Consider the following 12,759-nt stretch of genomic DNA (forward strand, 5'->3'; position numbering starts at 1 on the left):
GCCAGACACAGATCAGCCTTACCCGCATCCAAGTCGCTTGAACCGACACCTTGAGCAGGGCAAGGTCGCGACACATATAAGTACTTGGTTTAACGGGATGGTGCCGATGCGATTTCTTTTTGTCTTCCTCTTTTCGCTTTTGCCGCTGGCGGTTCATGCCGCCTGCGAAGGGCGGGATCTAAGGCCCGATATTTCGGCTGAGATGCAAGAGGAACTGCAGCAGGCCTTGAAAGATTTCCCATTTCCCGAAGGCAATCACTGGACGGCCACAAAGGGTGACACGGTTCTGCACCTGATTGGTACTGTGCACACCAACGATTCGCGTATGGATGCTGTGGTTGAAAGACTGGCCTCGACGCTCAGCCAAGCCGACGCGTTCTATTTCGAGGTGACAAAATCCGAAATGGACGCCTTCGAAAAGCAACTGGCGCAGGACCTCAGCCCGGTTCTGATCACGTCGGGACCCACTTTGATCGACATGGTGTCAGAAGAAGACTGGGCCGCGCTATCCAAGGGGCTGGCCGATCGCGGCATTCCCGGCTGGATGGGTGCGAAAATGCGCCCATGGTTCCTGAGCATGACCCTTGGCATCCCACCTTGCATGATTCAAGACCCGGAAGCCAATCACGGGATGGATGCACGCCTGACCGATCTGGCAGCCGAGCATAACATCCCGCAGCTCTCGCTTGAACGCATCGAAGACCTGATGGCGATGTTCGATGAATTCCCCATGGAACAGCAGGTGCAATCTTTGGTGCGCATGGCGGACGCTTTTGAAAGCAGCGAGGACCAGTTGGCCACCATGCTGAATGCCTATCTGGAAGAAAAACACGGCGAGATCATCCAGTTCGCTCGCCTTCAGGGGCTCGAATCTTCGGGTCTTTCAGAAGAAATCTTTGACGAGGAATGGGGCGGTTTCGAACAGCAGCTTCTGGTCGAACGCAACAACAACTGGATGCAGCATATTTTGGGGATTCAGGATCAGATGGCCGTGATCGCAGTCGGTGCTGGTCATCTGGGTGGAGAGCACGGCTTGCTTAACCAACTTGAGCAGGCCGGATACACACTGGAACGTGCAGCATTCTGAGGCAAAGATCACCCTTCGTCGCAGTTTACGCGAGGGCGGGTGACAAGCCCGCAGGACCGCCCTATAAGGCGCGCAAAATGACCATCCTCAGGATCCTGACATGACAACCCTCGTATTTGGACACAAATCCCCCGACACCGATTCCACCGGCTCTCCGATCCTGTGGTCGTGGTACCTGAACGAAGTGAAAGGCGAACAGGCTGAGCCCGTTCTGCTGGGCGAGCCCAACACCGAGGCAGCCTTTATGCTGCAACGCTGGGACCTGCCAAAGCCGCGCATCATCGCGGACGTGGACGCAGACGCGCCTGTTGTCATCGTTGACACCAACAACCCTGCCGAGCTGCCCGCCAGCGTCAACAGCGCCGATATCCGCGCCATCATCGACCACCACAAGCTGGTCGGCGGTCTGGAAACCAAAGGCCCCATCGACATCACCGTGCGCCCGCTGGCCTGCACCGCGACCATCATGGTTGACCTGATGGGTGACGACGCTGCCAAAATGCCCGACGCCGTAAAAGGCGCGGCGCTGACCTGCATCTTGTCGGATACGTTGGAATTCCGCTCGCCCACCACCACCGCGCATGACCGCGCCGTGGCCGAGAAATTGGCCGCTGAGCTGGGTCTGGACGTTTCGGCCTATGCCGCTGACATGTTCGCAGCGAAGTCGGACGTGTCTTCGTTCTCGGACGCTGAACTGATCCGCATGGACAGCAAGGAATATGAGGTAGACGGCACCAAGTTCCGCGTCTCAGTTCTGGAAACCACCGCTCCGGGCGTTGTGCTGGATCGTAAAGACAGCCTGGCCGCGTCGATGGTTGATGTTGCCAAGGAAGACGGCGTCGACCAGGTTCTGCTATTCGTGGTCGACATCCTGAACGAAGAGGCCACCCTGCTGGTCCCCAACGATCTGGTCAAATCCGTCGCCGAGAAAAGCTTTGGCGCAAGCGTCGATGGCGACGCGGTCGTTCTGCCCGGCATCATGAGCCGCAAAAAACAGATCATCCCGAACCTCAAGGTCTGATCTGCCAACCCTGCGATTGAAAAGGCGCCCCCTTAGGGCGCCTTTTTTGCTTGCGCCTAAAGATTTGCGAGATCCGTTTCCGTTGGTAATCTGTTCCAAGATACCTTGGGAACACGGGCCAAACCAATCACATGAGCATGCTCAGCTATAGCACGACGCGGGATATCCTGCGGTTTGAAGGCAAGGACCAAGCTGCTTATTGGCGGCGCTTTGCCATGCTGCTGACCTTGTCGGTGATCATCGCCACAATGGGTATGCTGCGCAATTCCGGCGCAGTTGTAATCGCTGCAATGCTGGTTGCCCCCCTGATGACGCCGATCCTCGGAATCGCCGCAGCCATGGTCATGGGGTGGCTAAAGCGGGCGCTATTTCTGGCCTTGACCGTCTGTACCGCAGCGTTCCTGAGCGTTCTGCTGGCATGGTTCCTGGTCTACGTCGCGGACGTACCTCGGGGCATATTGATCCCCGATCAGGTGCTGGCGCGCACTGACCCGGGCACCGAAGACCTGATCGTCGCGCTGGCCGCTGGCGTGGCGGCAGCATATGTGCAGATCAACAGGTCAGAGGCCAGCTTGCTGCCCGGTGCCGCGATTGGTGTGTCGCTTGTGCCACCGCTATCGGCTTCGGGTGTATTGTTGTATTTTGGCGAACCCGCTGACGCCTATGAAGCCGGATTGCTGTTTGCGACGAACCTTGGGGCAATTATCCTGTCCGCCTGCGCTGTCTATATAGTCTATGCCGCGCGGTCGGTGATGTTCAGCAAGGGCAAACGCAAACTCAGCTTTACAGCCAGCGTTTTCGTTACCCTTGCGTTTCTGGCTGTCGTGGTCCTGCAATTGGGGAAATCCACGTATAACCGGTACCTTGAAACCAGAACCGAGGCTCGCGTCGCTCAGGCGATCCGCGATTGGGCTGACCCGGTTTCGGTCGAGATCATCCGCATCGACGTCAGCGCCAAGCGCAAACACGCAGACCTGTGGCTGATCGTCGACCTGCCCATCGAAGCCGCCTTTAAGGTGTCCTCGATCGCGGGGCTACTGCCTGACAGCCTACGAGAAACTCCGCTAGTGGACGTATTGGAGGATGAACTGGGCCCTGGCTACCTGATTGTCGTAAGGTTCCAGAACAGAATTGGTGCACAACTCATCCTGGGGACAGAGAATGTCCAGCAGGCCCCGGACGTGGACAAGCTGTCAGAAGAAAACTGATAGGCACCCACACAAACGACAGGAAATTGCATTGCGGGATGGTCAAAGCGCATCAGCTTTGCCATAGCTGACGCAAATGCGATATCTGTGCCCGGGGGCGATCAAATGACCCAGATCATTCATACACTTTCTGACATTTCTGACCGATACAAAGCCCTGTTCGTGGACCTGTGGGGCTGCGTCCATAACGGCATCACCGCCTACCCCGAGGCAGTCGCGGCTTTGCAGGACTACCGCGCCAAGGGTGGAGTTGTTGTTTTGGTCACCAACTCCCCTAAACCCCGCGCGGGGGTGGCAGAGCAACTCGTGCAGTTCAACGTCCCCGAAGACGCCTATGATACAATTGCCAGCAGCGGCGATTCTGCCCGTTCAGCCATGTTCCAGGGCGCTGTCGGTGAGAAAGTTTACTTTATGGGGGAATGGGAGCGGGATGCAGGTTTTTTCGAGCCGCTGAAGCTTTTGCATCATCCCATCCAGATTGAGCGGGTTCCGCTAAGCGAAGCCCAAGGGATCGTCTGTTGCGGTCCATTCGACCCAATGGCGGACCCGTCCGTGAACCGCGCAGAATTTCTTTATGCCAAGCAAAAAGGCATGAAGCTGCTTTGCGCCAACCCAGACATCGTTGTTGATCGCGGTGAGGTACGGGAATGGTGCGCCGGCGCTTTGGCCAAGCTTTATACGGATATGGGGGGCGAAAGCCTGTATTTCGGCAAACCGCACCCGCCAATCTATGATCTGGCACGTCGCAGGTTACAAGAACTGGGTCACGACTTCCCTGATGGCGATCTTTTGGTGATCGGTGACGGGCCACATACTGACATTCTGGGCGGAATGGGCGAAGGGATTGATTCTCTGTTCATCTCGGGCGGGCTGGCCGCCGCTGAAACCAAAACGTCGCACCATCCCCACCATGAATCCCTAACCGATTATATTGCAAGGGAAAACATCAATCCAACCTACACAATCGGCCGATTGCGCTGATCAGAAAGGGCTTGATTTTCTGCGCTTGCGAAGTAATAAAGTTGCCAAATACGGGCAGCTTTGGTTTTTTTGTTGCCCAATCGAATCGAGTGAGGGCGACATGTTGGACAATCTTCCACGCGGCACGATCTGTATTGAAGACATCGAAATGGGCATGACCCGTCACCTGCGCAAAGTGGTGACAGACGAAGATATCGAGATGTTCGCGCAGGTTTCGACCGACCGGAACCCGGTGCATCTGGATGACGACTACGCCCGCGACACGATTTTCGAAGGGCGCATAGCTCACGGGATGCTGACTGCTGGATTGATCTCGGCCGTGATTGGTGAGCAATTGCCCGGCCATGGCACCGTTTACATGGGGCAGTCGCTGAAGTTCCTTGCACCCGTCCGTCCCGGCGACATGGTTTATGCCGAAGTCAAAGTGATCGACATCGACTTTGCCAAGCGTCGGGTCAAACTAGATTGCCACTGCGCGGTTGACGGCAAAAAGGTGGTTGTTGGCGAAGCCATGGTATTGGCACCGTCGCGCAAGTTCGACTGACCTCTCAACCTCTTGAACACCGGCTGTAGTCCCGTTAGGCAGTCGCTATGCGCATCATCCGGGATTTTCAGTTTGTCGAGCCTCAAGACCGTGGCGCCAGCGTAGCCATCGGCAATTTTGACGGCGTTCACATCGGTCACCAGTCGGTTATTGAACTGGCGCGGAACGCCGCGCCAGATGCATCGCTTGGCGTGATGACATTTGAACCGCATCCCCGCGAATACTTCGCCCCGCATTCTCCGCCCTTTCGCCTGATGCGAGGCAATGCACGTGCGCACCGGTTGCAGAAACAGGGCGTGAAGAAATTGTACGAACTCCCCTTCAACGCTGCGCTGGCCGGGCTAACGCCCGAGCAGTTCGCGCGCTCGGTGATTTGTGAGGGGCTTGGGCTATCGCATGTGGTTGTTGGGTCGGATTTCTGTTTCGGCAAGGGCCGAAGCGGGACGGCAGAAGATCTGGTGCGTTTTGGAAATGAGATGGGGTTTGGTGTAACAATCGCGCCGTTAATGGAGCGGTCCGAAAACGTCGTGTCCTCGACCGCGATCCGCACCGCGTTGACCGAAGGCAGACCGCGTGATGCCGCCACAATGCTGGGCCACTGGCACCGGATTGAGGGCAAGGTGATCGGTGGCGAACAGCGCGGGCGTGAACTGGGCTATCCCACCGCCAACATGTCGATTGAGGGGCTGCATCCTCCGAAATTTGGGGTTTACGCCGTGCTGGTCGATGTTCTGGATGGCCCGCATCAGGGCAGCTATCACGGAGCGGCCTCGGTGGGCACGCGCCCGATGTTCAACGGCGAAGTCCCGAATATCGAGACATTCTTGTTCGATTTCTCGGGCGATCTTTATGGTGCCACTCTCTCGGTTGGCTTGGTCGAATACCTGCGCCCCGAGATGACCTTTGACGGACTGGAAGGGCTGATCACCCAGATGGATACCGATTGCGACACGGCCCGCACGCTGCTGGCGGCGCTATGACCACCGACCCGATTGACCGCAATGGTCTGGCCACCCGGTTCTGGGAACGCAAGCCGCTAACCAAGATGAACCAGCGCGAATGGGAAGCCCTGTGCGACGGCTGCGGCAAGTGCTGTCTGAACAAGCTGGAAGACGAAGACACAGGCGAGGTCGCCCTGACCTGCGTCGCTTGCCGCCTGCTGGATGATGAGACCTGCCGCTGCACGCAATATGACATCCGCCACCAATTCGTGCCGGAATGCATCGTTATGAAGTCCGACAATATCGACAGCCATGCCTATTGGCTGCCCCAGACCTGTGCCTATCGGCTGCTGTGGGAGGGTAAGCCCCTTTACGACTGGCACCCTTTGATATCTGGTACGCCCGACAGCGTACATGCCGCCGAGATCTCGGTTCAAGGGCGCACGGTGTCCGAGTTCGAAACCCCCATGGAAGAGTGGGAAGATTATATCATCGAGGAGCCTAGCTGATGTATTTCGCCTCTGACAATTCCGGGCCGGTGCACCCGCAGGTCATGGCCGCCTTGAACGCGGCCAACGAAGGCTATCAGATGGCGTATGGCGCCGAGACGCTTATGAACGAGGTGCGCGATCGTATTCGCGGCATCTTTGAAGCTCCGTGGGCGGCGGTCTATCTGGTGGCAACCGGCACAGCAGCGAACTCGCTAGCACTGGCAACGCTTTCCAACCCTTGGGATACCGTATTCTGTTCTCCGGTTGCGCATATCCACGAAGATGAGTGCAACGCGCCCGAATTCTACTCTGGCGCAAAACTGACGCTTGTCCCGGGCAGCGACAAGATGGACCCCGACGCGTTGCGTGGCGCAATTCTGGCAGAGGAAACCCGCGGCGTACACGGCCCCCAGCGCGGACCGGTGTCCATCACACAGGTAACCGAGCGCGGGTCGGTGTATTCGTTGGGTGAATTGCAGGCATTGTGCGGCGTGGCAAAAGAATACGGCCTGCCCGTGCACCTTGACGGCGCGCGCTTCACCAACGCTCTGGTCGCGCTGAACTGTTCCCCAGCTGAGATGACATGGAAATCAGGGGTGGATGTCGTCAGTTTTGGCGGCACCAAAAACGGCCTGATGGGCGTTGAAGCCGTTGTATTCTTTGACGAAACAAAGGCTTGGGAATTTGAACTACGGCGCAAACGCGGAGCGCACCTGTTTTCCAAGCACCGTTACCTATCGGCGCAAATGGCGGCTTACCTTCAGGACGATCTGTGGCTGACAATGGCGCGTCAGGCCAACGCCAACTGCGCACGGCTTGCGGACGGGCTGCGCGCGAAAGGGGCCTCGTTTCTGCACGAACCGCAAGCCAACATGATCTTCGCCGAGTTTTCGCGCGCGCGTCACAGGCAGTTGCACGATGCTGGCGCGGTCTATCACCTGTGGGGCGCGGACCTTGATGGAGCAGACGAGGAAGAACCCCTCGCCTGCAGGCTGGTTTGCGACTGGTCAATAAGTTCGGATGATATCGACCGCTTTCTCGCTTTGCTCTGAAAACTCTCAGAGCAAACGCCAGCTTATTCAGATGACCCGGTGGTTTTCCAGAAATTCTGCACAAGCTTTGCGGTAGCTGCGGGATGGGAAATCGGCAGCATGTGCCCGGCTCCTTCGACGACATCGTAAGACGCGTTGGGCAGACGGTTCTGTAACCCCTTACCGATCACTGGCATGACGGGGTTCGATTTTGTGCCACTCAGAATCAAAATGGGCACGGTTGCACGATCCAGAACACCGGGTTTCATAAAGCCCTTTTGGTCGTCAAACACCGCCTCTTTCACGGCAGGCACAACGGGCACGCCCCGTATCATCGCAGCGCGGGTCTTTTCCTGCATTTCTGTCCATCGTGGGCTGACATCCGCGCTCCACATCCTGTTGAACAGACGAGCGGCCAACTGCATATCCCCAGCGGCCAAGGCATCGGCATAAGGCTGCGCCTCTTGATCATGGCGTGCAAGAACGCCAGGCGCATCCTGCGCTGCCACGGCAAAGAAAACCGGTTCTATCAACACGGCACTGCGGACGCGGTCCGGGTTTTCCAGGGCAAGCCGCAGCGCGACCATCGCACCGAAGGAATGGCCAATTACATCCATCGGCTCGGCCAACAGATCGGCAGAGAAACCGGCCGTGAGATCAAAGAAATCCCCCTGCCCGTCCCAATCCGGGCTGTACCCATGCGAAAGCATGTCCGGAGCGGTCAAAGTGGCCTGGTCACCCAGCGCTGAAGCCAGACCGGCCCACACGCCAGAATGCGCGATTGTGCAATGAAGGGCGAGCACTTTGCGCGCGCCCTGTCCAAGTGTTCTGACGAAAACTGGGGACGTGCTTTCTGCGTCCTTCACCCCTTCATCTCCGACAGGTGCCGATCCAGATCGTCCAGTCGATCCTGCCCCCAGAACCGTTGGCCGTCTTCAGTTATATAAAACGGGGCACCAAACACACCGCGGTCGACGGCTTCTTCCAGATTCGCGGAATAGGTCTCGGCCCCAACCAGCAGGCCGCTGTCGGCTAGCCCCGGATCAAACCCGGCTTGCGTCAGGCAATCGCGGATCACGTCATCCTGCGCGATGTCTTTTTCCTCGGCCCAGCACGCGCGAACGAAGGAATGAACCAGCTTTCCAATATCCCCTGATCCATCCTTGATTGCAGCGATTACCGCATAGGACGATGGCGCGGCGTTGGTTGGCCAATGTGCGGGTTGCAGGTTGAAGTCCATACCCAGGTTTTTAGCCGTTCGTTGCAGATCCTGCGCCCGGTACTCGATGCGCGAGATATGCCGATCCTTTGGGGGTGTTCCCCCCGTGCGGCCGAAAAGGGCCATAATATCCAGCGGTTTGTAGTTGATTGTCGCGCCGTGTTTCGTCGCCACCTCTTCCAACCGGGTTCCAGCCAGATAGGTAAAGGGCGAGAGTGTCGCAAAATAGTAGTCAATGGTGGCCATGTTCACTTTCTCCGCTGCGTTATCTTTGCGAGACGGTAAGGCCATGATAAGCGGTGTCAACATCACGAATCTGTCACATTGCTATTGCTGCCCGGGGAAAAACAGCCGATGCCGACACTCAACGAACCCAAGCTGATTGCTGGGAACGCCAACCTTCCTCTTGCCGAAACCATCTCGCGACGCATGAGCCTGTATCGCGGCGTCGATCAGGGTTTGGTCGATGCGCGCGTCGAACGGTTCAACGACGGCGAGATTTTCGTCGAAGTTTTCGAAAACGTGCGGGGCGAGGACATGTTCATCGTCCAGCCAACCTCGAACCCGGCAAACGACAACTTGATGGAGCTGCTGATCATCGCCGACGCGCTGCGCCGTTCGTCCGCGCAACGGATCACCGCCGTGATCCCTTATTTCGGCTACGCTCGTCAGGACCGCCGCACCAAAGCCCGCACGCCGATTTCCGCCAAGCTGGTCGCCAATATGCTGACCGGTGCCGGGATCGAACGCGTTTTAACCATGGATCTGCACGCCGCGCAGATTCAGGGGTTCTTTGATATTCCGGTGGACAACCTTTATGCCTCGCCGATCTTTGCGCTGGATGTGAAAAACCAGTTCAAGGACAATCTCGACGAGATCATGGTGGTTTCACCCGACGTGGGCGGCGTTGCACGCGCGCGAGAACTGGCCAAGCGCATCAATGCACCTCTGTCGATCGTGGATAAACGCCGCGAGAAGGCTGGTGAAGTGGCCGAGATGACGGTGATCGGCGACGTGAAAGACAAGATCTGCCTGATCGTAGACGATATGTGCGACACCGCAGGAACGTTGTGTAAGGCGGCGCAGGTGCTGCTGGATAACGGCGCCAAAGAAGTTCATTCCTACATCACACACGGCGTCATGAGCGGCCCCGCAGTCGAGCGCGTGACCAATTCGGTGATGAAATCTCTGGTGCTGACAGACACGATCCAGCCCACCAAAGAGGTCGCCAAGGCCAAGAACATCCGCATTGTGCCGACCGCGCCGATCTTTACACAGGCGATCCTGAACATCTGGAATGGCACAAGCGTGTCGTCCCTGTTCGAGGATAAGACCCTGACCCCGATCTACGAATCCATGTACCATATGGACTGATCTGAACGGGCGGCCCACCAGCCGCCCTTTTTCGTGACCACCAAGTCAGGAGCTTCCCGTGACAGCCCCCAAACGTATTGTTCTTTCCAGTGACCACGCCGCAATCGAACTGCGCCAGGCGGTAGGCGACCACATCTCGGCCCAAGGCTGGGAGGTCATGGATATCGGCCCGACCTCGCCGGAAAGCACCCACTATCCTCTGCATGGCAAGGCCGCCGCTCAGGCCGTTGCCTCGAGCGATTGTGCGCTTGGGATCATTTTGTGCGGCACCGGTCAAGGGATCATGATGGCCGCCAACAAGGTGCCCGGCATCCGCTGTGGTGTTTGTTCCGATGCGTTCTCGGCGCGGATGATCCGTCAGCACAATAACGCCAATATGCTGTCCATCGGCGCGCGTGTCGTTGGCGAAGGTCAGGCGCTGGACATCGTGGACGCCTTTCTGAACGCCGAATTCGAAGGCGGCCGCCACGCTACCCGCGTGGACATGATCGAACCTCAGGACGAGTGAATTCCGCCAAAACTCCTGATCAGTGGCTTATGAGATATCCCAATCATCGTCATGGGCCACCTCACCAATCGCGGTCCATTTCACGCGAATTCGGGCGATGCGCGTGTCTGACCACGTACGGAACACAGCATTGAATCCAGTGGCCGTGACATCTTCGGCCACGACTTCTGCACGCAACGGCGCGGATGTGTCTACATCCCAAAGCGAAATGTTGACCTGAACCACAGGTACAGAGCGGAACGGCTGGCTGAACGAAACAGCCGAGCGCCTTTCCCGCGCGCCCTCGCCTGTCCACATATCCCCGCCGTTCGAAAAGTCAGAAAACAAGACTGTTTCGCCTTGGTCGATACCAATCGGGTGTGTTTGAAAAACCTTCATTTATGTCTTCGATTTTTGTTCTTTACCAATTATTCCGACAGCTTATTCGGAGGCATTGTCAAAATCACGACAAAAAAACGGCCCCGCTTTTGCAGGGCCGTCTTACTATCCGGGTATGATATGAACCTTACAGGCTCATATGTGTCCCAAGTGCTTCCATGTCAGCCAGCAGCTTGGCTGCATCGTCAACGATCGACTGATCCTCACCGGCCTTAGCAGCCTCGTGCGAAGCGCGGGCCTCGGCGATCAGGTCATCCAAGTGCGACCGGGTCACTTCGGCAACCGGTATGGCCTTTTCTGCCAGAACCGACATGCTATCGCCGTTGATCTGGGCAAACCCGCCAGTGACCAGGTATTCGCTGGCTCCGGCAGGCGCCTCAACCTTCAGCAGACCGGGGCGCAGCGTGGTGATGGTGGGGGCATGATCGGGCATCGCCGTCATGTCCCCGTCCGCGCCGGGTAGCTGGACCGCGGTGGCCTCAAGCGAAGCAAGGCTCCGCTCGGGGCTGACGAGGTCGAATTGCATCGTGTTTGCCATCAGGGATACTCCTTAGGCGGCTTCTGCGGCCATCTTTTCCGCTTTGGCGATCACTTCGTCGATGCCGCCGACCATCAGGAAGGCCGCTTCGGGCAGGTGATCGTATTCGCCAGCCACAACGGCTTTGAACGAAGAGATGGTGACGTCCAGAGGAACCTGAACACCTGGCGAACCGGTGAAGACTTCGGCCACGTCGAACGGCTGCGACAGGAAGCGTTCAATCTTACGGGCACGGGCCACGGTCAGTTTGTCTTCTTCCGACAGTTCGTCCATGCCGAGGATGGCGATGATGTCCTGCAGCGACTTGTAGCGCTGGAGGATCTGCTGAACGTCGGTCGCAACCGCGTAGTGCTCTTCACCCACAATCGCGGGGTCCAGCAGACGCGAGGACGAGTCGAGCGGGTCAACAGCCGGGTAGATACCTTTTTCCGAGATCGCACGGTTAAGAACGGTTGTTGCGTCCAAGTGGGCAAACGAGGTTGCCGGCGCGGGGTCGGTCAGGTCGTCCGCAGGCACGTAGATCGCCTGCACCGAGGTGATCGAGCCCGACTTAGTCGAGGTGATGCGTTCCTGCAGGGCGCCCATGTCAGTGGCCAGTGTCGGCTGGTAGCCCACAGCCGAAGGAATACGACCCAGCAGAGCCGAAACCTCGGAACCCGCCTGCGTGAAGCGGAAGATGTTGTCGACGAAGAACAGAACGTCGGTACCGGACTGGTCGCGGAACTGCTCGGCCAGGGTCAGACCAGTCAGAGCAACACGCGCACGCGCTCCCGGAGGTTCGTTCATCTGACCGTAAACCAGGGCCACCTGCGATTCCGACAGGTTGTCGGGCTTGATGACGTTCGATTCGATCATCTCGTGGTACAGGTCGTTCCCTTCACGGGTCCGTTCACCAACACCCGCGAACACCGAGAAGCCCGAGTGCACTTTTGCGATGTTGTTGATCAGTTCCATGATCAGAACGGTTTTACCAACGCCGGCGCCGCCGAACAGGCCGATTTTTCCGCCTTTGGCGTAGGGGGCCAGCAGGTCAACAACCTTGATGCCGGTCACCAGGATTTCCGACTCGGTCGACTGCTCCGCGAACTCAGGCGCGGGCTGGTGGATTGCGCGGGTTTCCGACGCAACAACGTCGCCTTTTTCATCGATCGGCTCGCCGACCACGTTCAGGATGCGGCCCAGGGTGGCGTTGCCAACCGGAACCGAGATCGGTGCGCCGGTGTCGGTCACAACCTCGCCACGGACCAGACCTTCGGTCGCGTCCATCGCGATGGTGCGGACGGTGTTTTCACCCAGGTGCTGAGCAACTTCCAACACCAGGCGCTTGCCGTTGTTGGTGGTTTCCAGCGCGTTCAGAATTTCAGGCAGCTGATCTTCGAAGTGCACGTCGACGACGGCCCCGATGATCTGTGTGACTTTGCCTTTTGCATTCGCCATG

The 12,759-nt window shown here is 57.9% G+C and carries 15 protein-coding genes; 10 read left to right on the top strand and 5 right to left on the bottom strand.

All coding sequences use genetic code 11. The features are described from left to right. Positions 1-106 precede the first annotated feature (106 nt). The 8 genes from GOX73_RS16870 to GOX73_RS16905 all read left to right on the top strand — a co-directional run bounded on the left by GOX73_RS16870 (position 107) and on the right by GOX73_RS16905 (position 7,325). Entirely contained in the window at positions 107-1,087 is a 981-nt protein-coding gene (locus GOX73_RS16870) for a TraB/GumN family protein (protein WP_171127030.1), read from the top strand. Between the two features lie 100 nt (positions 1,088-1,187). Continuing rightward, on the top strand, positions 1,188-2,108 hold the full coding sequence (locus GOX73_RS16875; RefSeq protein WP_171120230.1) for a manganese-dependent inorganic pyrophosphatase: 921 nt from the start codon (positions 1,188-1,190) through the stop codon (positions 2,106-2,108). A gap of 131 nt (positions 2,109-2,239) precedes the next feature. After that, positions 2,240-3,316, top strand: a complete 1,077-nt coding sequence (locus GOX73_RS16880; RefSeq protein ID WP_171120228.1) for a DUF389 domain-containing protein — start codon at positions 2,240-2,242, stop codon at positions 3,314-3,316. Between the two features lie 105 nt (positions 3,317-3,421). Further along, a complete protein-coding gene (locus tag GOX73_RS16885) occupies positions 3,422-4,297 on the top strand; it encodes a TIGR01459 family HAD-type hydrolase (RefSeq protein WP_171120226.1) in 876 nt (291 codons plus the stop codon). A gap of 100 nt (positions 4,298-4,397) precedes the next feature. Beyond that, positions 4,398-4,841: a MaoC family dehydratase gene (locus GOX73_RS16890; protein ID WP_171120225.1), complete on the top strand. Its 444-nt coding sequence runs from the start codon at positions 4,398-4,400 to the stop codon at positions 4,839-4,841. A 47-nt stretch (positions 4,842-4,888) separates the two neighbouring features. Continuing rightward, positions 4,889-5,821: a bifunctional riboflavin kinase/FAD synthetase gene (locus tag GOX73_RS16895; protein WP_171127029.1), complete on the top strand. Its 933-nt coding sequence runs from the start codon at positions 4,889-4,891 to the stop codon at positions 5,819-5,821. Further along, complete coding sequence (locus tag GOX73_RS16900) at positions 5,818-6,291, top strand: YcgN family cysteine cluster protein (RefSeq protein WP_171127028.1); 474 nt, start codon at positions 5,818-5,820, stop codon at positions 6,289-6,291. Before GOX73_RS16895 ends, GOX73_RS16900 begins: the two co-directional genes overlap by 4 nt. Next, positions 6,291-7,325: a low specificity L-threonine aldolase gene (locus tag GOX73_RS16905; RefSeq protein WP_171127027.1), complete on the top strand. Its 1,035-nt coding sequence runs from the start codon at positions 6,291-6,293 to the stop codon at positions 7,323-7,325. The genes GOX73_RS16900 and GOX73_RS16905 overlap by 1 nt, the downstream gene beginning before the upstream one ends. 23 nt (positions 7,326-7,348) lie before the next feature. Here the strand turns inward: GOX73_RS16905 and GOX73_RS16910 are convergent, their stop codons facing one another. Together GOX73_RS16910 and GOX73_RS16915 are read right to left on the bottom strand one after the other, a co-directional pair. Beyond that, a complete protein-coding gene (locus tag GOX73_RS16910) occupies positions 7,349-8,170 on the bottom strand; it encodes an alpha/beta fold hydrolase (protein WP_171127026.1) in 822 nt (273 codons plus the stop codon). Then, a complete protein-coding gene (locus tag GOX73_RS16915) occupies positions 8,167-8,769 on the bottom strand; it encodes a 2-hydroxychromene-2-carboxylate isomerase (protein WP_171127025.1) in 603 nt (200 codons plus the stop codon). Before GOX73_RS16915 ends, GOX73_RS16910 begins: the two co-directional genes overlap by 4 nt. Positions 8,770-8,877: 108 nt before the next feature. On the opposite strand from GOX73_RS16915, the gene GOX73_RS16920 reads away from it, so the two are divergent. Together GOX73_RS16920 and rpiB are read left to right on the top strand one after the other, a co-directional pair. Beyond that, on the top strand, positions 8,878-9,897 hold the full coding sequence (locus GOX73_RS16920) for a ribose-phosphate pyrophosphokinase (RefSeq protein WP_171120214.1): 1,020 nt from the start codon (positions 8,878-8,880) through the stop codon (positions 9,895-9,897). Positions 9,898-9,955: 58 nt separating this feature from the next. Next, a complete protein-coding gene (gene rpiB / locus GOX73_RS16925; protein ID WP_171127024.1) occupies positions 9,956-10,405 on the top strand; it encodes a ribose 5-phosphate isomerase B in 450 nt (149 codons plus the stop codon). Between the two features lie 27 nt (positions 10,406-10,432). On the opposite strand, the gene GOX73_RS16930 is transcribed toward rpiB, so the two are convergent. The 3 genes from GOX73_RS16930 to atpD all read right to left on the bottom strand — a co-directional run bounded on the left by GOX73_RS16930 (position 10,433) and on the right by atpD (position 12,758). Then, complete coding sequence (locus GOX73_RS16930) at positions 10,433-10,783, bottom strand: H-type lectin domain-containing protein (protein ID WP_171120210.1); 351 nt, start codon at positions 10,781-10,783, stop codon at positions 10,433-10,435. Positions 10,784-10,910: 127 nt separating this feature from the next. Further along, complete coding sequence (locus tag GOX73_RS16935) at positions 10,911-11,321, bottom strand: F0F1 ATP synthase subunit epsilon (RefSeq protein WP_171120208.1); 411 nt, start codon at positions 11,319-11,321, stop codon at positions 10,911-10,913. A 12-nt stretch (positions 11,322-11,333) separates the two neighbouring features. Further along, a complete protein-coding gene (gene atpD, locus GOX73_RS16940) occupies positions 11,334-12,758 on the bottom strand; it encodes a F0F1 ATP synthase subunit beta (protein ID WP_171120206.1) in 1,425 nt (474 codons plus the stop codon). Position 12,759 lies beyond the last annotated feature (1 nt).

The sequence above is a fragment of the Ruegeria sp. HKCCD7221 genome (genome assembly GCF_013031225.1).
Taxonomy (GTDB): Bacteria; Pseudomonadota; Alphaproteobacteria; order Rhodobacterales; family Rhodobacteraceae; genus Ruegeria.

Coding starts and splice junctions, on each gene's coding strand:
- GOX73_RS16870 (WP_171127030.1), top strand. CDS start 107: ATGCGATTTCTTTTTGTCTTCCTCTTTTCGCTTTTGCCGCTGGCGGTT.
- GOX73_RS16875 (WP_171120230.1), top strand. CDS start 1,188: ATGACAACCCTCGTATTTGGACACAAATCCCCCGACACCGATTCCACC.
- GOX73_RS16880 (WP_171120228.1), top strand. CDS start 2,240: ATGAGCATGCTCAGCTATAGCACGACGCGGGATATCCTGCGGTTTGAA.
- GOX73_RS16885 (WP_171120226.1), top strand. CDS start 3,422: ATGACCCAGATCATTCATACACTTTCTGACATTTCTGACCGATACAAA.
- GOX73_RS16890 (WP_171120225.1), top strand. CDS start 4,398: ATGTTGGACAATCTTCCACGCGGCACGATCTGTATTGAAGACATCGAA.
- GOX73_RS16895 (WP_171127029.1), top strand. CDS start 4,889: ATGCGCATCATCCGGGATTTTCAGTTTGTCGAGCCTCAAGACCGTGGC.
- GOX73_RS16900 (WP_171127028.1), top strand. CDS start 5,818: ATGACCACCGACCCGATTGACCGCAATGGTCTGGCCACCCGGTTCTGG.
- GOX73_RS16905 (WP_171127027.1), top strand. CDS start 6,291: ATGTATTTCGCCTCTGACAATTCCGGGCCGGTGCACCCGCAGGTCATG.
- GOX73_RS16915 (WP_171127025.1), bottom strand. CDS start 8,769: ATGGCCACCATTGACTACTATTTTGCGACACTCTCGCCCTTTACCTAT.
- GOX73_RS16920 (WP_171120214.1), top strand. CDS start 8,878: ATGCCGACACTCAACGAACCCAAGCTGATTGCTGGGAACGCCAACCTT.
- GOX73_RS16930 (WP_171120210.1), bottom strand. CDS start 10,783: ATGAAGGTTTTTCAAACACACCCGATTGGTATCGACCAAGGCGAAACA.
- GOX73_RS16935 (WP_171120208.1), bottom strand. CDS start 11,321: ATGGCAAACACGATGCAATTCGACCTCGTCAGCCCCGAGCGGAGCCTT.
- atpD (WP_171120206.1), bottom strand. CDS start 12,758: ATGGCGAATGCAAAAGGCAAAGTCACACAGATCATCGGGGCCGTCGTC.